Below are 18,944 nucleotides of genomic sequence, written 5' to 3'. Positions count from 1 at the left end.
GCTAGGCCAGTTTCCCGAACCGGGCCCCGCGCCCTCTCCCGCCCACTACAAGGCTGCCCCCAATGGAAAATCCCGATCTGCTGGAACGTTGCTACCCGGGCCGCAGGGCCGAACTGAAACGGGCGATCCTCAGGCAGGCGCTGTCGTGCTTCAACGAACAGGGCATCGAGGCCAGCACCATCGAGACCATCCGGGTGGCCTGCGATACCAGCGTGGGGGCGATCTATCACCACTTCGGCAACAAGGAGGGGTTGGTCGCGGCCCTGTTCTTCGCCGCGCTGGATGACCAGGCCCGGTTGCGCGAGACCCACCTGGCCGAGGCGCGAACCCTCAAGGAACTGTTGCAGGGCCTGGTCCACAGCTATGTGGACTGGGTCGACGACCAGCCGCAATGGGCGCGCTTCCAGTACCAGGCGCGGTTCGTGGTGAGCAAGGGGCCGTTCGCCGATGAGTTGGCGGCCCGCAACAAGGTCCGCAACCGACAGTTGCGCGAGCGCTTGGCGGCCACGGTCGATGGCGATGAACGGCTGGAGATTCCCAGGGAGCTGCTGCTTTCGCTGATTGTCGGCCCGGCGGAAAACTATTGCCGGGCCTGGTTGGCCGGGCGGGTCGAGCACTCCCCACGGACCTATCGCCACGAACTGGCCGAAGCGGCCTGGCGGTCGGTGCGGCGCTGACGGTCCGCGTCCGATAAGCGGGCGATGCCGTGCTGCGCCAACAACTACGCTCTAAGGTGTAACACCTTCCCTGAATTCCAGGAGCGTACGATCATGCGTCGCGTAGTGCTGGTCATTTCAATTGCTGCCCTGCTTCCTGCCGGTCATGCCCTCGCCAGGGTCGATGCCGGTGATATTGCGACCTCGGCCGGGATATCGGCGTCGCTCTATTCCACCTTCAAGAAGGACAAGAAGACGGTGGCCCCTTCCCGCGATGAGGCCTCCAGCTTCATCGCCAGTGGCGGCGCGATACGCGGCGCCTACCTGGAAGCGGCTCTCAGGCAGATTCGCCAGGAACATCCGGACCTGCAGGCCACCGACCAGGAACTGGCCGAGGCGATTCTGCTGCAGCCTTGACGCCTGGCAACTGCTGGCGGACGGCGTGCCGTGAGGCCTGCGCCAGGCGTTGCACGGCCTCGTGGATTTCGTCCGTATCCAGCGAGGCGAACCCCAGGCGCAGGCCGTTCTCCGGCAGATCCAGGGGCGAGAATTGCCGTCCGCTGCGCACCACCAGTTTGTGCTCCAGAGCCTGTGCGACCAGCCGGTCGACGTCCGTCCCGGCCTCGAAATCCACCCAGAGAGCCAGGCCGCCCTGGGGCTGGCGGATGGCTATGCGCTCGCCGAAGGCCTTCATCAGGCTGTCCTGCAGCACTTCACGCCGCTGCCGATAGGTTTTCGACACCCGCCGCAGATGCTTTTTCAGTTCGCCGTCGTTGATCAGTGCCGCCAGCATCGTCTGCATCACCGCGTCGCCCTGGGACACCACCAGCGCGCTGCGCTGCTCCAGCACCTGGATCACATTGACCGGCGCCACGACGAAGCTGCAGCGAAAGGTCGAGCCGAGGGCCTTGGACAACGAACCGACATAGATCACATGCCGTTGCCCGGTATCGCTGGCCAGCGGCAGATAGGGCCGACCCTCGAAATGGTATTCGTGATCGTAGTCCTCCTCGATCACGCAGAAGTCGTGACGCCGGGCCAGCATCAGCAGCTTCTGCCGCCGCTCGGCGCGCAGACTGACGGTGGTCGGAAACTGGTGATGGGGCGTGAGGTAGATCATCCGCACCCGGTGTTGCTGGCACAAGGCTTCGATCTGGTCCACCTGGCAGCCTTCACTGTCGATGTCGACCGTCACCAGCCGGGCCCCCAGGGCACGAAACACCGCCCAGGCCGGCGGATAACTCAGGCGCTCCACCAGCACCACGTCATCCGGCCGGATCAGCGCGCTGGCCGCCAGGTACAGCGACATCTGGGTGCCCTGGGTCAGGCAGATGTTCTCGGCACTCACCGATAACCCGCGATTGTTCCTGAGCATCTCGGCCAGGGCCGTGCGCAACAGGTCATCGCTGCCATCACTGCCATGACGCACGGTGTTGGCGGCAAAACTGCTGCGCAGGGCATTGCGGTAGTAACGGTGCAGTACGGCCTGGGGCAGCAGGCGATGGTCGGAGGCGCCGTTGTCGAAGAACAGCGCACCGGGCAGGCGCTGCAGTGCCAGGTCGCGACGGCTGGCTTGCAGGTAAGGCACGGGCGGTTCCGCCAGCAGGCGTGGAGCGAAGTCCCGGGCTATGCCCTGGCACGGCGCGATCGCTTCCAGTTGCGTGTTGACGAAGGTGCCGCGGCGCGCTTCGCTGACCAGCCAGCCCTGGGTGATGGCCTCCTCGTACGCGAGGATCACCGTCTTGCGGTTGACGTCGAGCAATTGCGCCATTTCCCGTGTACCCGGCAACAGGCTGCCGGGTTGCAGGCGCCCCTCGCGGATAGCCGCTATCAGGCCTTCGACGATCCGCCGATAGGACGCCTGGCCCGGGTCCGCATCGAGATTGAGCAAGGGCCGCCATTTACGCAACTGGACCATCTGAAGTTTCCAGAACTGGAGGTTTTAATGGTCCTAGTCTACCGCAACAATGAGGGTCTTCCCTGTGCCGAGGTCGCCATGCATCCCCATCGCCATGTCATCGAACTGTCGCCCTCGGGCAAAACCTTCAGTGCCGGCGACGAGCTGTTGCTCGACGCCATGCTCGCCAGTGGTCTGCCGGTGCCGTTCTCCTGTCGCCGCGGCGCCTGCGGCTCGTGCAAGGTCAAGGTGCTCAGCGGCGAACGCCGGGACAAGCGGCTCGGCCCGGACGATCCGCTGCCCTCCTTCCCTCTCGCCGCCGATGAGGCGCTGCTGTGCCAGAGCCATGCCTGCAACGATATGCGCCTGGAGATTCCCGGCTGGTCGCTGGATACGCCAACCCTGGAAGTCCCGGCCGTGGTGCTCGGCAAGCGCGCACTCAGCCACGATATCAGCGAGTTGGTGCTGCAGGCCGAAACGACCGATATCTTGCCAGTGCGGGCCGGCCAGTACCTGAGGTTTCGCCTCGATAACGGTGACAGCCGCTGCTTTTCCGTGGCCAACCTGCCGGAACAGGACCAGGGCAGACTGGTGTTCCATATTCGTCGGGTGCCGGGTGGGGTCTTTTCCGAAGGCGTTCTCGACTCATTGCACAACGGCCAGCGCCTGGCGCTGGAGGGCCCGTTCGGGGCCTGCACCTGGCAACCCGATGGCCAGCGCCCGGTCGTGCTGTTCGCCAGCGGCACCGGCTACGCCGGCATCAAGCCACTGCTGCTCAGGGCCCTGGCCGACGGGGCCGAAGTCACCCTGTACTGGGGTGGATCGAGCGCGGAGGACTTCTACGATCGCGAATTCCTCGATGCCGCCAGCCGGGCACATCCGCGACTGCGCTGGTTCGCGGTATTGTCCACACAGGCGCGGCTGCAACAGGTGGCGCTGCAGCATGGGCATCGTTGGGCCGATGCGCAGGTCTACGCCTGCGGCAACAGCCGGATGATCAGCGAGGTGCGCAGCCAGTGCCTCACCGCCGGGCTGGCGCCACAGCGGTTCATCGCCGAGGCCTTCGTGCCCAGTGGCGTCACGGCCACTGCACGGCCACGGGACCCGGTGCTGGAGCAGGTCGGCCCGCGTTACTCCCTGGAAGGCATGCTGGCGGCCCGCGAACAGTCGGTACGCGCCCTGGCCCAGATCGTCAGCAAGCTCAGGGTCGGCATGACCACCGGCGAAGCCCTGGAAATGGCCAACCAGCACCTGAAAGCCATGGGCGCCTCCCACACCTGGCACCCGACCTACGTGCGCTTCGGCCCCGATACCATCCGCGTACCACGCCAGGGCATGGATCTGCAGCGCAGGCTGCAGGCAACCGATATCGCCGTGGTCGACCTCGGCCCGGTCTGGGATGGTTATGAAGGCGACTACGGTGACACGTTCGTCTTCGGTGACCATCCACTGCACAAGGCCTGCACCCAGGCCCTGCACGAAGTCTTCGACGAGACCTGCCAGGCCTGGCGCGGCGGTTTGAGCGGGCGCGAGCTGTACGACTTCGCCCAGGCTCGTGCCGAAGCCAAGGGCTGGCTGCTGGAACGCAATCTCGCCGGCCACCGGCTGACCGACTTTCCCCACGCCCTGCACGGTCCCGCGACCCTGGCGGATCTGGACATCGTGCCGAGCGAGAGGCTCTGGGTGCTGGAGATCCAGCTGCGTCACCCCACCGAGGCCATCGGCGGGTTCTTTGAGGATGTGCTGATCGGCCAGCCCGGCCAGGCGCTCACGGCCGACCGGGCAGCGCCATGAACCGCGCTACTTGCTCGCCACCTTGGCGCCCGCCGAGTGACCCTGGCGGATTTCGTGCTGGGTTTCCAGTACCCGGTCCAGGGCGCTGGTCGCCTGCTGGTCCTGCATCGGTGCATGAATCGCCGCCGACACCAGGCTGATCAGCTTGGCCATGACCTCGGCATCCGTCGCCGGCCGGCCGAGGCTCATGGCCTGCATCAGAAAGCGCAGCTCGGTACCGGCGATCACCCCGGAGATGGCCTTGAGGGCAAACTGCAGGCGTACGCCAACCTCGTTGCGCGGCATGTCCGGCAAGGCCAGGGCGAAGGCATTGAAGAAACGCTCGAACACCGGCTGGTAGTGTTCCTTGAGGTATTCCTGGATGAAAGGCGAAGTGTCACTGTAGACCCGCCCGAGAAAACGCACGAAGGACCGCCCTTGCTCACCGGAGCCACTGCGCTCCAGGCCCATCGCCGGGGCGAACAGCACGCCGAGCAGGGTCTCGCAGTCCAGCGGGCCGTCAGCCTGCTCTTCGCAGCGGGCCAGCAGTTCCAGGCGTTGTTCGTTGAGGGGGCCCAGGCGCTGTTCGAGCAGCGCCGTCATCAGCGAGTCCTTGTCCCCGAAGTGGTAGTTCACGGCGGCCAGGTTGACCTGGGCTCGTTCGGTGATCTGGCGCAGCAGCACGGCGTCATAGCCGTACTTGGTAAACAGTTCTTCCGTGGCGTCCAGCAAGCGAGTCTTGGTGACATTGGGAGCGCTGAGTTTCTTTGCGACCATGGATGGGAAGCCTTTGCAAGGAGATAGCTGACCGAACGAACAGCGTTTTAAAAATAAATTTGATTTTTTATACCTCTGAAAGCCTTGGAACGCAAGCTTCTCGCGGATTCGCTACCCTCGCGCAAGGCAATAGAAGACTCACGAAAAATACGATGGAATGTGTCAAAAAAGTGTTTCCTCTTGTCACAAAATCGCAAGCCCAGACAGCCCTTTTCGTTGCGCCGAACCGCTGGCATCGGAGCGGGATCGCGGATACTATTCAAACAAAATTTTAAAATAGGAAAACAAAACCTGTGCCTGATCCTGCCTTGCAACATGCCTGGACACTGGCAACGCGCTCAGGCAGCGGCTGGATCGCGGACGGGCCTGCCGGCGCTCTGCGTAATGACTGACACGACCGCTCACAAAGGCCTCATCTGCCTGCAAGGCATCGGCAAGACCTATCGACTCGCCGAGCAACCTTTGACCATCCTCAAGGATGTCTCGCTGTCCATCGACGCCGGTGAAAGCTGCGCCATCCTCGGCGCTTCCGGCTCCGGCAAAAGCACCCTGCTCAATATCCTCGGCCTGCTCGACCTGCCCAACAGCGGCCGCTACCACTTCGCCGGGCACGATATCTTCAGTGCCAGCCCCGACCAGTTGGCGGCCATCCGCAATCAGCAGATCGGCTTCGTGTTCCAGAGTTTCAACCTGCTGCCCCGCCTGGACGCCCTCGACAACGTCGCCCTGCCCCTGAGTTACCGTGGCGTGCCGCGCGGCGAGTCGCTGGCGCGGGCCAGGGCGATGCTCGAACAGGTCGGTCTCGGCGAGCGCGCCCACCATCGCCCGGCCGATCTTTCCGGCGGCCAGCGTCAGCGGGTGGCCATTGCCCGCGCGCTGGTCGGCGAGCCCTCGTTGATCCTGGCCGACGAACCGACCGGCAACCTGGACAGCAGCACGGCGCGGGAAATCATGGACCTGCTGCTGGAGCTCAACCGGGTGCGCCAGGTCACCCTGATCATCGTCACCCACGACCCGCACATCGCCGAGCGCCTGCATCGGCAGATCCGGGTGCAGCATGGCGTCGTGCACGAGACGTGTCCGGCATGAGCCTGCAGGTCCAGCAGAGTGCCAGCCAATTGCTGCACGAGGCGTTCGTCAGCCTGCGCACCCTGGGCAAGCGGTCGATACTGGCGCTGCTGGGAATCGTCATCGGCAGTTCGTCGGTGGTGGCACTGATCAATATCGGCCATAACGCGGCGCAGGAAGCGGCGGCCATCTTCAAGGACATGGGCACCGACACCCTGGCCGCGCAGTTTCCCGGCAGTGCCGACCTGCGCGAGCCGATGCCCGCCAGTATCGACACCGCGCGCCTGCAGGCGATGGTGCCTTCCCTGCTGTACCTGGCGCCGATCGCGCTGTCCAGCGGGTCCGCGGTGTTCCGGGGCCATGGCAGCAATACCAACTGGGTCGGCACTACCGCGCAACTGGCCGGCACCATGCGCCTGAAGCTGCGCGAGGGCCGCTTCCTTGCCGATTTCGACCAGGGTGAAACCCATGTCGTGGTCGGCGACCATATCGCCCAAACCCTGGGCAGCGCCGGTTTGCCCCTGCGCGTCGGTGACCGGATCCGCCTCAACGACTATCTGTTCCAGGTCATCGGGATCCTGCACAGCCAACCGGCGGCCGCGCTGATTCCGGTGCAGACCGACGATTCGCTGTTCCTGCCGCTGGCCGGCATGCGCCGCATCGTCGATTCGCCGCAGATCACCAGCGTGGTTGCCCGGGCCGCCGCCGACCAGGACATGGAAGCCGTCGCCGGCGACCTGGCCGCGGCGTTGAAAAGCACCTTGCGCGGGCGCGAAGTGGAAGTGCAGATTCCCCAGCAGATGATCGATGGCATGACGCGGCAGAGCCGGACCTTCGGTTACCTGCTGATGGCCCTGGGGGGCATTTCGCTGGTGGGAGGTGGCGTGGGGGTCATGAACGTGATGCTGATGAATGTGTCCGAACGCCGACGGGAGATCGGTATCCGCATGGCCCTGGGGGCACGGCGACGGGACATTCGCAACCTGTTCCTGCTCGAGGCGGTGACGCTGACGGCGGTGGGCGCGCTGTCCGGGGCGATCCTCGGGGTCACGGCGGCCTACCTCTATGCCCGGCTGTCCGATTGGCAGTTTTCCCTGGCCGCCGCCTCGTTGCCGCTGGGGGTCGGCAGCACCCTGCTGGTCGGGTTGTTCTTCGGGCTCTATCCGGCCATCTCGGCCTCGCACCTGCAACCGGTGGAGGCGCTGCGCGATGAATAGACGCAGGCCATGGACGGCCACCCTGCTCTGCCTGTTCTGCTGCCAGGCCTTCGCCGCCAGCCCGCTGGTGGGCCAGCCGTCGGCGCCGTCGCTGCGCAACAACCAGACCCGCAGCGTGCTGCTCAGCGAGCAGATCACCAATCTGACCCTGGGCGACGCGGTCTACCTGGGCCTGCGAAACAACCGCGGCATCCGCAGCGCCTACCTGCAGCGCATTGCCCAGAAGTTCGACCTGCGGGTGTCCGAGGACACCTTCAACCCCAAGCTGCTGCTCTCCGGACAATACCGGACGACCAAGGGTTCGGAGGACAGCGCACGCAATACCACCTTGTCGCCGACCGCCAGCCTGCTGGGTGAGTACGGCACTCGCCTGAGCATGGCCTGGACCCAGCAGTTGAACAATGCCGACGTCGCCGGCCGCTATCGCAGCGACGGCCTCGACCTGGCGATCATCCAGCCGCTGATGCGCGGCGCCGGTTGGGACGTGACCACCGCGCCGCTGCGCCTGGCCCGCATATCCGAGCAGATCAACCGGCTCAACCTCAAGACCAGCGTGTCGCAGACCATCAGCGACATCATCACCGCCTACCGGGAACTGCTCAGGTCCCAGGAACAATTGACCATCACCCAGGACGCACTCAAGCGCGCCAGGGCCCTGCTGGAGGTGAACAAGGCGCTGATCGCCTCCGGGCGCATGGCCGAGTTCGAGATCGTCCAGACCGAAGCCGATATCGCCACCCAGGAACTGGGGGTGGAGGAAGCCCGCAACCAGGTGGACATCAACCGCCTGTCGCTGCTGCGCCTGCTGGCCCTGGACCTGTCGACGCAGATCCGTGCCAGCGAAGCGCTGGAGGCCTCGCAGGTCAACATCGACAAGCAGGATGCCCTGCGGGTGGCCAAGGTCCAGCAGCCGGAGTACCTGGCCATCCTGCTGGGCAGCCAGCAGGCCGACCTCAACCTGGTGATCGCCAAGGATCAGGGGCGCTGGGACGTGTCGCTGGTGGCCGGCGCCAACCAGATTCGCGACCGCCTCGACAATGACGTCGGCAACAACGGCTCGCGGCGCTGGGACAGCTATGCCGGGGTCCAGGTGCAGATCCCCATCGGCGACCTGAGTACCCGCCAGGCCGAGGTGCATGCACGGGTCGACGTGGAAAGACAGGAACTGATCCAGGCCGACGCCCGCCAGGCCCTGGAGCGTAGCGTCAATGACGTGGTTCGCGACCTTGGCACCCGCTGGCGACAGTACGAGATCGCCCGGCGCGCGGTGGACCTGTCCCGCCGCAAGCTGGATATCGAGCGGGAAAAGCTCAGTGCCGGACGCTCGAGCAACTTCCAGGTGCTGAGCTATGAAGGCGACCTGCGCAACGCCGAGAGCTCGCGCCTCACCGCACTGATCGCCTACCTGAACGCCCAGACGCAGCTCGACCTGACGTTGGGCATGACACTGGAGAGCTGGGACATTGCACTCAATGACTACTGACAAGCAGATTCGGCGCAAGCGCTGGATACAGGGCGCGGGGCTGCTGCTCGCGCTGGCGGTGGCCGGTGTCGTCGTCACCACCCTGCGTGCGCCCGCCGCCGACCAGTCCGGGGATGACCGCTGGATACCGGTGCAGCCCGCACCGCTGGTGCACCAGATCGGCCTGGTGGGCAAGATCGAGCCACAGAAGACCATCATCCTGACCGCCCCGTTCGAAGGCAACGTACGCGCGATCCTGGTGGAACAGGGACAACGGGTCGAGGCCGGGCAGACCCTGCTGCAGATGGACCCGGGCCTGCTCGAGATCCAGTTGCGCGACGCCTTGTCGGCCCAGCTCAAGGCGCGGCGCTCGGTGCAGGAACTGCAGGACTGGAGCAACAGCCAGCAGGTCGCCCGGGCCCGGCGCAGCCTGCGCAGCGCGCAGATGACGCTGAGCAACACCGAACGCAAGCTGGGCGAAAGCCAGAACCTGTTCGACCGCGGTATCATCCCGCGCAATGAACTGCAGGACCTGCAGCAGCAATTGCAGAGCCAGCGCATGGACCTGACGGCCGCCGAAGGCGAGCTGCAGCAGGCACTGGACCAGGGCAAGGGCGAATACCGGCTGATCGCCGATATGGAACTGACCAACGCCACGGTCAAGTACGAGACGCTCAAGGCCCTGCTCGACGGCAAGGACGTCACCGCACCGTTCGCCGGCATCGTCGTCCCCCCGCCGGGCGGCAACGGTTCGCAAAACTCGTCCAACAGCAATTCGGCACCGGTACAGACCGGCAGCCGGGTCAGCCAGGGGCAGGTACTGTTCGGCCTGGCGAACATCGAGCAATTGAAGATCGTCAGCAAGGTTTCCGAGCTGGATATCAACCAGTTGCATCCGGGGCAGAGCGTGGAAATCCTCGGCGACGGCTTCGACGGCGAGCGGCTCAGCGGCTCGGTCGATATCGTCAGCAGCCTGGCCCTGCCCAACGATGTACCGGGCGGCAGTGCGCAGTTTCCGGTGACACTGTCGATTCCCAAGCTGACCCGCGAGCAGTTGCAACGGGTGCGGTTGGGCATGAGTGCCCGGCTGACCATCGTCACCTATCGCAACGACCAGGCGATCGTCCTGCCCGCGGCGGCGATCCGTCACGATGCCAGGGGCATGCGGGTGGACTATCGCGAGGCGCCGGGCCAGCCGATCAGGCAGGTGCCCATCACGACCGGGCAGGCGACTCAGGAAGGGGTCGAGGTATTCGGGTTGCAACCGGGTTTCGTACGACTGCTGGAATGAGCCGGGCATGGTTGGCAAGACGGTTCGGCGAGCAACAAGGGTATTAATTAACCGAAGGCAATTGCCGGGGCGTCTCCTTACCCGGCCAACATCCCCTTCCCGACTTTTGCAACAGTCCGCTGGCGAGCGCAAGCGTTGTGATTTTCCATTGCTCCCTGTGCCGACGCGCCGGCAAGGAAACGCAAGTTTGCCCGAATAAAGCCTTAACTATCGCGAGCACTACCAACAGCCGCGCCCGACCCATTCGTACCCTGGCGCCGACTTGCAATAAATCCGTCAACGGTCCGAACTTGAACGAACACCGGCAGCCTCTGCAAGAACCTGGGCGGGTACCTTGAGATCCACGCCAAGGGCCTGGGCAAATGCCTTGATCAGCGGACCGCGTGTCGTGTTGTGGCGCAGGATCAGATTGAATGGTGTGTTGAAGCGAATGGTCTCCGGCCGCAAGGCGCGCAGCTGGCCCCTGGCAACCTGCGCAGCCGCATAGTGCTGGGGCAGGAAGCCGACGAAACGCCCGGTCTGGATCAGCATCGCCACCGCTTCGACCTGGGACGCCGAGGCCGAATGGCTGTCGTGGCCGACGAAGTTCAGCTTGTCGCGGTGAATCGCGTACCGGTGATTGATGAACGGATGATTGCGCAGCACATCGGTGTCGATCAGCGAATCGTCGAGGTCGAACAACGGATGACCGACAGCGCAATAAGCCTCGGACAGTTCCTCGTACAGATTGAAGTAATCGAACTCTTCCCTTTTCTGATAAACCGGAACTATTCCGGCAATGAACCGGCCTTCGACAACCCCTCTTTCCACTTCATCCAGCTGTGCCGCATGCAGGCGCAGCCTTACTTTCGGCGACTGCTCGTTGATAGTTCGCAGCGCAGCAACTAACGGAGAATTAAGATCGGTAATGGTATTATCCACGACACCAATACCAAGGTCCCCTATCAGTTCATTCTGCGCAGAACTAAGCCGGTCTCGAAACTTGTCCACCGAAGCAAACAACTCGATGGATGCCTGATACACCAGGCTACCTTCCTCAGTCAGGCAGAAACCTTCCCGGCCACGGGTGCACAGGCGCATGCCGATACGAATCTCCAGGTCGGAGATCTGCTTGCTGATGGCCGCGAGGCCAACGTTCAGCTCATTCTGGGCGGCGCTGAAGCCACCGGCCTCGACCACCGCCTTGAACACCTTGAGCAATTTGAAATCCAGTCCACTGAGCGCCAGGGGAGCTCTCTGAGTCGGTTTCGCCGATGGGTTTCCAGAAGTGGAAAGTTGGGTTTCCATAATGCTTATTGACCTCGAACCGCCTATTAACCAGGATCTGTCCCACAAGAAAAACATAGCCGGTTAATAATAATGACCACAGAAAACAAGGCTTGGCAACCACAACAAAATTCTGCAAATCAGCGAAAACCCGCTGACTCCAGGTATTCAAAAACCGACATTGCGATCGGTTCCCTTACGCTGTAACTGCCCTCTTGAACAATGCATGACCCACCCGCCGCAGGCCGGTTCCGAGCCGTCCTCAGGCGGGCTGCGGCGGTGCATCGAACATTCAATTCGTGTGAGGAAAACAATAATGACCCAAGCCACCGATCGCCTCTGGGGGGCCCGTTTCAAAAGCGGCCCGGCCGCGGCCCTGGCCGCCCTGTCGCGCTGCCCGGAACGCTATTTCCGCCTGACGCCCTATGACCTCGCCGGCTCCCGTGCCCATGCCCACGAACTGCAGCGGGCCGGTCTGCTCGATGAGCAGGAAACCCGCAGCCTGGTCGAGGCACTGAACCGGATCGGCGAGGAGTTCCAGGCCGGGCGCATCGCCCCGACCCTCGACGATGAGGACGTGCACACCTTCATCGAGCGCCTGCTCACCGAACGCCTCGGCGCCCTGGGCGGCAAGCTACGCGCCGGACGCTCGCGCAACGACCAGACCGCCAACGACCTGCGGCTGTTCCTGCGTGACCACGTGCGCACCCTGGCCAGTGAAGTGCTGGCCCTGCAACAGGCCCTGGTGGAACAGGCCGAACAGCATGTGGAAAGCATCTGCCCGGGCTTCACCCACATGCAGCAGGCCCAGCCGATCGTCTTCGCCCACCACCTGCTGGCCCACGCCCAGTCGATGCTGCGCGATGTCCAGCGGCTGATCGACTGGGATGCCCGCACCGCCCTTTCGCCACTCGGCGCCGCGGCCATGGCCGGTTCGGCCATCGCCCGCCAGCCGCAGCAGTCGGCCCGCGAGATGGGCTACGACGGGGTCTGTGAAAACTCCATCGACGCTGTGGCCAGCCGTGACCACGTCGCCGAGTTCCTGTTCGTCGCCAGCATGCTGGGTATCAATATCTCGCGCCTGGCCGAGGAGTTCTGCCTGTGGTCGTCGCGGCAGTTCCGCTGGGTCAGCCTGGACGACGCCTATGCCACCGGCAGCTCGATCATGCCGCAGAAGAAGAACCCGGATATCGCCGAACTGGCCCGGGGCAAGGCCGGTCGCCTGATCGGCAATCTCACCGGCCTGCTCTCGACCCTCAAGTCGCTGCCGCTGTCCTATAACCGCGACCTGAGCGAAGACAAGAACGGCGTGCTCGACAGCGTCGACACCCTGCTGCTGGTGCTGCCGGCCATGGCCGGAATGGTCGCGACCATGACCGTCAACGTCGAGGAACTGCGGCGCCAGGCGCCGCTGGGTTTCGCCCTGGCCACCGAAGTCGCCGACTGGCTGGCGGTACGAGGCGTACCGTTCAAGGAGGCCCACGAAATCACCGGCGCGCTGGTCAAGGCCTGCGAAGCCCGCGACCTCGAGTTGTGGGACGCAAGCCCGGCCTTGCTGGCCGAAATCGACAGCCGGCTGACCCCGGACGTCCGCGACTGCCTGACCCTGGAAGCGGCTATCGGCGCCCGCAGCGGCTGGGGCGGTACCGCACCGCAGCAGGTGCGCGAGCAGATCGCCCGGCTGAAGGCGGCCTTGGCCGTGCAACAGCAATGGACCACCCATTACGCGGGCTTGCGCCTCTGACCCAACACCCGATCCCGTAACCCCCTCCCCTGTAGGAGCCGGGCTTGCCCGCGAATGGGCCCTTGAGGCCGCCAAAAGCTTCGCGGGCAAGCCCGGCTCCTACAGGGGGCGGTGATCCAAGGCAGAAATACTGGCGGCGCCCCTGGCGCCGCAGACGGAGACATACCATGAGCCAGACCCAGGCGGATCGCCTGCTCGCCGAGCGCAAGCAGGCCGAGAACCAGTTCGACATCACCCAGTACGAGCATGTGCCACGGCGCTACTACGGGCGGATATTCTTCGCCACCCTGATCGTCATCGCCCTGGCCGGACTGGTCCGCGCTTTCGCCAACGGCCAGATCGAATGGTCATACATCGGCCAGTTCTTCAGCGCCAGGTCGATCCTGACCGGTCTGCTGAACACCCTGGTCATGGCGGTGCTGGCGATGATCCTGGGGATCTTCTTCGGCGTCATCACCGCGATCATGCGCATGTCGAGCAACCCGATCCTGCGTTATGTCGCCATCGCCTACACCTGGCTGTTCCGCGGCACGCCGCTGATCCTGCAACTGCTGCTGTGGTTCAACCTGGCGCTGATCTTCCCTACCGTAGGGATTCCCGGGCTGTTCCAGGTCGATACCGTCAGCCTGATGACCCCCTTCGTCGCCGCCCTGCTGGGCCTGAGCATCAACCAGGGCGCCTACACCGCCGAGGTGGTGCGCGCCGGCCTGCTCTCGGTGGACACCGGCCAGTACGAGGCAGCCAAGTCCATCGGCATGCCGCGCCTGCAGGCGCTGCGCCGGATCATCCTGCCCCAGGCCATGCGCATCATCATCCCGCCGGTGGGCAACGAGTTCATCAGCATGGTCAAGGCGACCAGTCTTGCCAGCGTGATCCAGTACTCGGAACTGCTCTACAACGCCCAGAACATCTACTACGCCAACGCCCGTGTGATGGAGCTGCTGATGGTCGCCGGTATCTGGTACCTGCTGGCGATCACCCTCTTGTCCTTTGCCCAAAGCCGCCTGGAACGCCGATTCGCCCGCGGCGCCGGCAAGCGTTCGTAAGCGTCCTGGAGAAACCGAACATGAGAACCATCGTCAAGGCTGTCGGCCTGAACAAGCACTACGACTCGTTCCACGCCCTCAAGGACGTCAACATCGAAGTCGAACAGGGCGAGGTGCTGTGCATCATCGGCCCGTCCGGCTCGGGCAAGAGCACCCTGCTGCGCTGCGTCAACCAGTTGGAGAAGATCGACAAGGGCGGCCTCTGGGTCGACGGCGAGCTGGTCGGCTACCGTGTGGTCGGCAACAAGCTGCACGAACTCAACGAAGCGCAGATCGCCCGCCAGCGCCTGGCCACCGGCATGGTGTTCCAGCGTTTCAACCTGTTCCCGCACATGACCGTGCTGGAAAACATCATCGAAGGTCCGGTCCAGGTCCTCAAGCGTTCGCCCAAGGAGTCGACCGACGAAGCCCTGGAACTGCTGGCGCGGGTCGGCCTGGCGCACAAGCGCGACAGCTACCCCATCGAGCTGTCCGGCGGCCAGCAGCAACGGGTGGCGATCGCCCGGGCACTGGCGATGCGGCCCAAGCTGATGCTGTTCGATGAACCCACTTCGGCACTCGACCCGGAACTGGTCGGTGAGGTGCTGTCGGTGATGCGCGAGCTGGCGCGCACCGGCATGACCATGATCGTCGTCACCCATGAACTGGGCTTCGCCCGCGAGGTTTCCAATCGCATGGTGTTCATGGACGGCGGGCAGATCGTGGAGGAAGGAAGCCCCGAAGAAATACTGATAAATCCACAAAACCCCCGCACCCAAAGCTTCATTTCTGCCGTTCGAACCTAGGTTCCATTTGAACCTCACAACATTTCATAAGAGAACGACCATGAAGAACCTCGCAATTCCCGCAGTACTCGCAAGCCTCCTGGCCTCCGGTTTCACCTGGGCTGCCGAGCTGCCCGCCAGCATCAAGGCCAAGGGCGAGATCGTCGCGGCGATCGTGCCCAACTATCCGCCGATGGACTTCAAGGACCCGGCCACCAACGAGCTGACCGGTCTGGACTTCGACCTGGGCAACGCCCTGGCCGAGCGCCTGGGCGTGAAGATCAAGTGGCAGGAGACCTCCTTCGAACAGATGATCAACGCCCTGACCACCAAGCGCGTGGACATCGTGCTCTCGGGCATGACCGACACCGCGGAACGGCAGAAGGCGGTGGATTTCGTCGATTACTTCACCAGCGGCTCGCAGTTTTACACCCTGGAGAAGAACAAGGACATCAACGAGATGACCGATATCTGCGGCAGGACCGTGGGTACCAGCCGGCGTACCACCTTCCCGGCGGAAATCGCCGCCTGGAGCAGCGCCCACTGCCCGGCCGACCAGCAGATCAAGGTGATCGGCACCGAAGGTTCGGCCGACGCCCGGGCGCAACTGCGCCAGAGCCGGATCGCCGCCGCCGTCCAGGGCAGCGAGACCCTGCCGTACCTGACGACCCAGGAAAAGAACACCTTCAAGATCATCGGCACCCCCATGACCGTGCAGTTCACCGGCCTTGGCGTGAGCAAGGAAAACCGCGAACTGCGTGACGCCATCCAGGCCGCCCTGCAGGGCATGATCGCCGACGGCAGCTACCAGGCGATCCTGAAGAAATGGGACCTGTCGGTCGGTGCGGTCGACAGCGTCGCCATCAACAAAGGCCAGTAAGCGCTGGTGTAAACAAGGAACAACCACCCATGTCCTCGACCCCGACCTGGCCGGATGGGCACAAAGCCTGCCTGGCCCTGGCGTTCGACCTCGACGGCCCGACCGGCGATGCCATGCTCGACGACTCGATCTGGCGCAAGCCCGAGTACTTCGGCTTCGGCGGCTACGGCCCGTATCGCGCGCTGCCGCGCCTGCTCGACCTGCTGGAGGCGTTTGCCCTGCCCACCACATTCTTCGTCCCGGCCTGGGTCGTGGAGAACTGGCCCCGGCAGTGCCAGGCGATCGTCGAGCGCGGACATGAGGTGGCCTACCACGGCTACAAGCACGAATCCTTTTACGCCCTTTCGCTGCAGCAGCAGAAGGACGTAATGAAAAAATGCCGCGAGGTGTTCTGGCAACACCTGAACATCCGCGCCGAAGGCTTTCGCACACCGTCAGGCGACTGGCAGAGCGACACGCCGGCGATGCTGGTGGAAAACGGCGTGATCTATTCCAGCAGCATGCGTGGCGACGATCGCCCCTACCTGGTGAATGTCCCCGGCCACGAGCGGCCGCTGGTGGAAATTCCCGGGCGCTGGGAGATGGACGACTATGCCTCGATCGCCTACACCCGGAGCCCGGATTTTCCCAGTGGCCTGGACCGCACCGCCAGCTATGAGCTGACCCTGGACAACTGGTGCCGTGAGTTCGACGGTGCCGCCGCCGAGGGTCTGTGCCTGACCACCCTGTTCCATCCCAAGATCACCGGCAAGCCAGGCCGCCTGCTGTTGCTCGAACGGCTGTTCGAACACATGCGCGAGCGCGATGACGTGTGGTTTGCCACCTGCCGCGACGTCGCCCATTGGTGGCTCAAGGAGCATCATCATGGCTGAGTTCATCCGCAAATCGCTCGCCCTGCCGCCGTTTCAGAGCCCCTGGCCCGCGCCCTATCGCAGCGCGGTGGTGATCACCGTCGACTACAACGACATCCACGGCATCCTCACCCAGGCGCCGCAGGTGGCCGGACGTGACAAGACCCTGTCGGTGTGGCGCTACGGCACCCAGCGCGGGGTCGAGCGGCTGCTTGCGCTGTTCGAGGAGCTGGCGGTGCCCAGCAGCTGGTGCATTCCGGGCATCGTCGCCGAAGAGAACCCGGCGCATATCCGGGCGATCCTCGCTGGCGGCCATGAAATCGCCTGCGCCGGCTACCGCCACCAGGACTATGAGCGGCTCAGCCTCGACGAACAGAAGGCCGCGCTGATCCGCGGCTGCGAAAGCCTGGCCAGCCTGACCGGGCAACGCCCGCGGGGCTTCCGCATTCCCGCCGGTCACTGGCAGCCAGGCTTTACCGAGGCCCTGCGGGACCAGGGCATCGTCTGGTCGTCCTCATGGCGTGGCGATGACCTGCCGTTCACCCATCCGACGGCGCCCGGGCTGATCGAGTTGCCGCTGCACTACGAACTGGAGGACGAGCCCTATTTCGCCTTCAACCTGAGCCCCGCCGTCCCTCCGGCGCAATCGCGGATCGCCTCCTACAGCCACACACTGGGCAACCTGAAGATGGACTTCGCCGGGTTTCACCGTTTCGGCCTGTGCTATGTACTGCGCCTGCACCCGGAAATCATCGCCACGCCCGGGCGCATCGGCATGCTGCGCGAGCTGCTGCAAGGCATCCGCGAACATGACGACGTGTGGATCGCCACCGCCGAGGACGTCGCGCAATGGTGGCGAGAGACTGCCGCGCCACTGACCGAGGACCATCCGGCGGCGGTCCACGAGCGGCACTACCGGACCTACCTGCCCTGAGCGAACGCCCGCGACGCGGGCGTAGCGACTCGCCGAACACACAAGAACAAGGACTCGAGCACCCCAGTGACCACCTACTCCCTCGTCATCCGCCGGTTGATGATCTGCTCCGTGACCATCGTCGTCAGCCGCGCCATCACCAGCCCGCTGCTGACCCTGTTCCTCAGCCGCAAGCTGGGCCTGAACCAGCAGGACGTCGGCCTGCTTCTGGGTATCGCGGTGTTCATCGCCACCCTGATGTCGCTCTATGGCGGCTATGTCATCGATCGCCTGGAGAAGCGCCGGTTGCTGATCCTGGCCATGCTCTCCAGCGCCATCGGCTTCACCCTGCTGACCTTCGCCCAGAACCTCTACCTGACCACCCTCACCCTGGTCATCACCGAAGCCGCCTCGGCCCTGTTCCTGATCGGTTCCAAGGCGATCATCAGCGAGAACCTGCCCATGGGCCAGCGGGCCAGGGTGTTCTCGCTGCGCTATACCCTGACCAACGTCGGCTATGCCACCGGCCCCATGCTCGGCGTGGTGATTGCCGGGATCCATCCGCTGGCACCGTTCCTGATCGCGGCCGGCATTGCCTTCGCGAGCATGTTCCTGATGTTCGGCATCGCTCCGCGCAACGGGGACTCACCGGGCAAGCCGGTCAGCTTCCTCGATACCCTGCGCACCCTGCGCGGCGACCGCACGCTGATCCTGTTCACCGGCGGCTGCCTGCTCAACACCATCGTCCATGGCCGCTACACCCTGTACCTGTCGCAGTACCTGCTGGTGACCCACAGCAGCCAGGAGGCCCTGACGACCCTGTCGGCGATCCTGGCCTGCAACGCCATCAGCGTGATCCTGCTGCAGTACCAGATCGGCCGTTTTCTCAAGCGCGAGCAACTGCGCTACTGGATGGGCATGGGCATCACCTTCTTCATCATCGGCCTGATCGGTTTCAGCCAGGCCGGCAACCTGGTGTCCTGGTGCATCGCCATGTTCATCTTCACCCTCGGGGAAATGATCATCTACCCGGCCGAGTACCTGTTCATCGACACCATCGCCCCCGAGCACCTGCGCGGCAGCTATCTGGGCGCGCAGAACCTGGCGGCCCTGGGGGGCGCCATGAGCCCGGTGATCTGTGGCTACCTGCTGATCAACGCACCTGCACCCAGCATGTTCTACGCGCTCTGCGGCCTCACCGCCGTCGGTGGCTGCCTGTGCTACCTGGCCGGTCGCAGCCTCCCTTCACTGCAAAAATAATGCACTTGAAGCTCATTATTATGAATTAGCCAGCGATTCAAGGAACCGGCACACTGGTGCCGTTCCTTCCCCCAACTCA

Annotated in this window: 17 protein-coding genes; 14 read left to right on the top strand and 3 right to left on the bottom strand. The window is 64.3% G+C overall.

Going from position 1 to position 18,944, the window contains the following annotated elements:
- Window positions 1-62: 62 nt before the first annotated feature.
- Window positions 63-677, top strand: a complete 615-nt coding sequence (locus tag ACM62G_RS27295) for a TetR/AcrR family transcriptional regulator (protein ID WP_054059500.1) — start codon at window positions 63-65, stop codon at window positions 675-677.
- 93 nt (window positions 678-770) lie between these two features.
- Window positions 771-1,073: a DUF2388 domain-containing protein gene (locus ACM62G_RS27290; protein ID WP_054059501.1), complete on the top strand. Its 303-nt coding sequence runs from the start codon at window positions 771-773 to the stop codon at window positions 1,071-1,073.
- Here the strand turns inward: ACM62G_RS27290 and ACM62G_RS27285 are convergent.
- Window positions 994-2,574: a PLP-dependent aminotransferase family protein gene (locus ACM62G_RS27285; protein WP_419736039.1), complete on the bottom strand. Its 1,581-nt coding sequence runs from the start codon at window positions 2,572-2,574 to the stop codon at window positions 994-996. The genes ACM62G_RS27290 and ACM62G_RS27285 overlap by 80 nt on opposite strands.
- On the opposite strand from ACM62G_RS27285, the gene ACM62G_RS27280 reads away from it, so the two are divergent.
- Window positions 2,575-4,347: a M24 family metallopeptidase gene (locus ACM62G_RS27280; RefSeq protein WP_419737568.1), complete on the top strand. Its 1,773-nt coding sequence runs from the start codon at window positions 2,575-2,577 to the stop codon at window positions 4,345-4,347.
- A gap of 6 nt (window positions 4,348-4,353) precedes the next feature.
- On the opposite strand, the gene ACM62G_RS27275 is transcribed toward ACM62G_RS27280, so the two are convergent.
- Window positions 4,354-5,103 carry a TetR/AcrR family transcriptional regulator gene (locus ACM62G_RS27275; RefSeq protein ID WP_054059502.1) on the bottom strand — a complete coding sequence of 250 codons (750 nt, stop codon included), beginning with the start codon at window positions 5,101-5,103 and terminating at the stop codon, window positions 4,354-4,356.
- Between the two features lie 384 nt (window positions 5,104-5,487).
- On the opposite strand from ACM62G_RS27275, the gene ACM62G_RS27270 reads away from it, so the two are divergent.
- The 4 genes from ACM62G_RS27270 to ACM62G_RS27255 are packed head-to-tail and all read left to right on the top strand — an operon-like array spanning window position 5,488 to window position 10,141.
- The gene (locus ACM62G_RS27270) at window positions 5,488-6,192 is read left to right on the top strand and encodes an ABC transporter ATP-binding protein (protein WP_419736038.1); all 705 of its coding nucleotides are present in this window, start codon (window positions 5,488-5,490) and stop codon (window positions 6,190-6,192) included.
- Window positions 6,189-7,388 carry an ABC transporter permease gene (locus tag ACM62G_RS27265; protein ID WP_273826417.1) on the top strand — a complete coding sequence of 400 codons (1,200 nt, stop codon included), beginning with the start codon at window positions 6,189-6,191 and terminating at the stop codon, window positions 7,386-7,388. Before ACM62G_RS27270 ends, ACM62G_RS27265 begins: the two co-directional genes overlap by 4 nt.
- Entirely contained in the window at window positions 7,381-8,871 is a 1,491-nt protein-coding gene (locus tag ACM62G_RS27260; protein WP_419736037.1) for a TolC family protein, read from the top strand. Before ACM62G_RS27265 ends, ACM62G_RS27260 begins: the two co-directional genes overlap by 8 nt.
- The gene (locus tag ACM62G_RS27255) at window positions 8,861-10,141 is read left to right on the top strand and encodes an efflux RND transporter periplasmic adaptor subunit (protein ID WP_419736036.1); all 1,281 of its coding nucleotides are present in this window, start codon (window positions 8,861-8,863) and stop codon (window positions 10,139-10,141) included. Before ACM62G_RS27260 ends, ACM62G_RS27255 begins: the two co-directional genes overlap by 11 nt.
- Before the next feature lie 276 nt (window positions 10,142-10,417).
- Here the strand turns inward: ACM62G_RS27255 and ACM62G_RS27250 are convergent, their stop codons facing one another.
- Window positions 10,418-11,428 carry a LysR family transcriptional regulator gene (locus ACM62G_RS27250; RefSeq protein ID WP_054059507.1) on the bottom strand — a complete coding sequence of 337 codons (1,011 nt, stop codon included), beginning with the start codon at window positions 11,426-11,428 and terminating at the stop codon, window positions 10,418-10,420.
- 295 nt (window positions 11,429-11,723) lie between these two features.
- Between ACM62G_RS27250 and argH the strand changes: the two genes are divergently transcribed.
- The 7 genes from argH to ACM62G_RS27215 all read left to right on the top strand — a co-directional run bounded on the left by argH (window position 11,724) and on the right by ACM62G_RS27215 (window position 18,865).
- Window positions 11,724-13,151 carry an argininosuccinate lyase gene (argH, locus tag ACM62G_RS27245; RefSeq protein ID WP_419736035.1) on the top strand — a complete coding sequence of 476 codons (1,428 nt, stop codon included), beginning with the start codon at window positions 11,724-11,726 and terminating at the stop codon, window positions 13,149-13,151.
- A 167-nt stretch (window positions 13,152-13,318) separates the two neighbouring features.
- Complete coding sequence (locus ACM62G_RS27240; RefSeq protein WP_054059508.1) at window positions 13,319-14,197, top strand: amino acid ABC transporter permease; 879 nt, start codon at window positions 13,319-13,321, stop codon at window positions 14,195-14,197.
- A gap of 20 nt (window positions 14,198-14,217) precedes the next feature.
- Window positions 14,218-14,982: an amino acid ABC transporter ATP-binding protein gene (locus ACM62G_RS27235; protein WP_419736034.1), complete on the top strand. Its 765-nt coding sequence runs from the start codon at window positions 14,218-14,220 to the stop codon at window positions 14,980-14,982.
- Between the two features lie 40 nt (window positions 14,983-15,022).
- Window positions 15,023-15,841: an ABC transporter substrate-binding protein gene (locus ACM62G_RS27230; protein WP_054059510.1), complete on the top strand. Its 819-nt coding sequence runs from the start codon at window positions 15,023-15,025 to the stop codon at window positions 15,839-15,841.
- Window positions 15,842-15,870: 29 nt separating this feature from the next.
- Window positions 15,871-16,713, top strand: a complete 843-nt coding sequence (locus tag ACM62G_RS27225; protein WP_419736033.1) for a polysaccharide deacetylase family protein — start codon at window positions 15,871-15,873, stop codon at window positions 16,711-16,713.
- Entirely contained in the window at window positions 16,706-17,626 is a 921-nt protein-coding gene (locus ACM62G_RS27220) for a polysaccharide deacetylase family protein (protein ID WP_419736032.1), read from the top strand. The genes ACM62G_RS27225 and ACM62G_RS27220 overlap by 8 nt, the downstream gene beginning before the upstream one ends.
- A gap of 66 nt (window positions 17,627-17,692) precedes the next feature.
- Window positions 17,693-18,865, top strand: a complete 1,173-nt coding sequence (locus ACM62G_RS27215; RefSeq protein ID WP_419736031.1) for an MFS transporter — start codon at window positions 17,693-17,695, stop codon at window positions 18,863-18,865.
- The last annotated feature ends 79 nt before the right edge of the window (window positions 18,866-18,944 follow it).

The sequence above is a fragment of the Pseudomonas sp. COR18 genome, from assembly GCF_048568395.1.
Classification (GTDB): domain Bacteria; phylum Pseudomonadota; class Gammaproteobacteria; order Pseudomonadales; family Pseudomonadaceae; genus Aquipseudomonas; species Aquipseudomonas fuscovaginae_B.
This window is presented reverse-complemented; position numbering and strand designations above follow the sequence as displayed.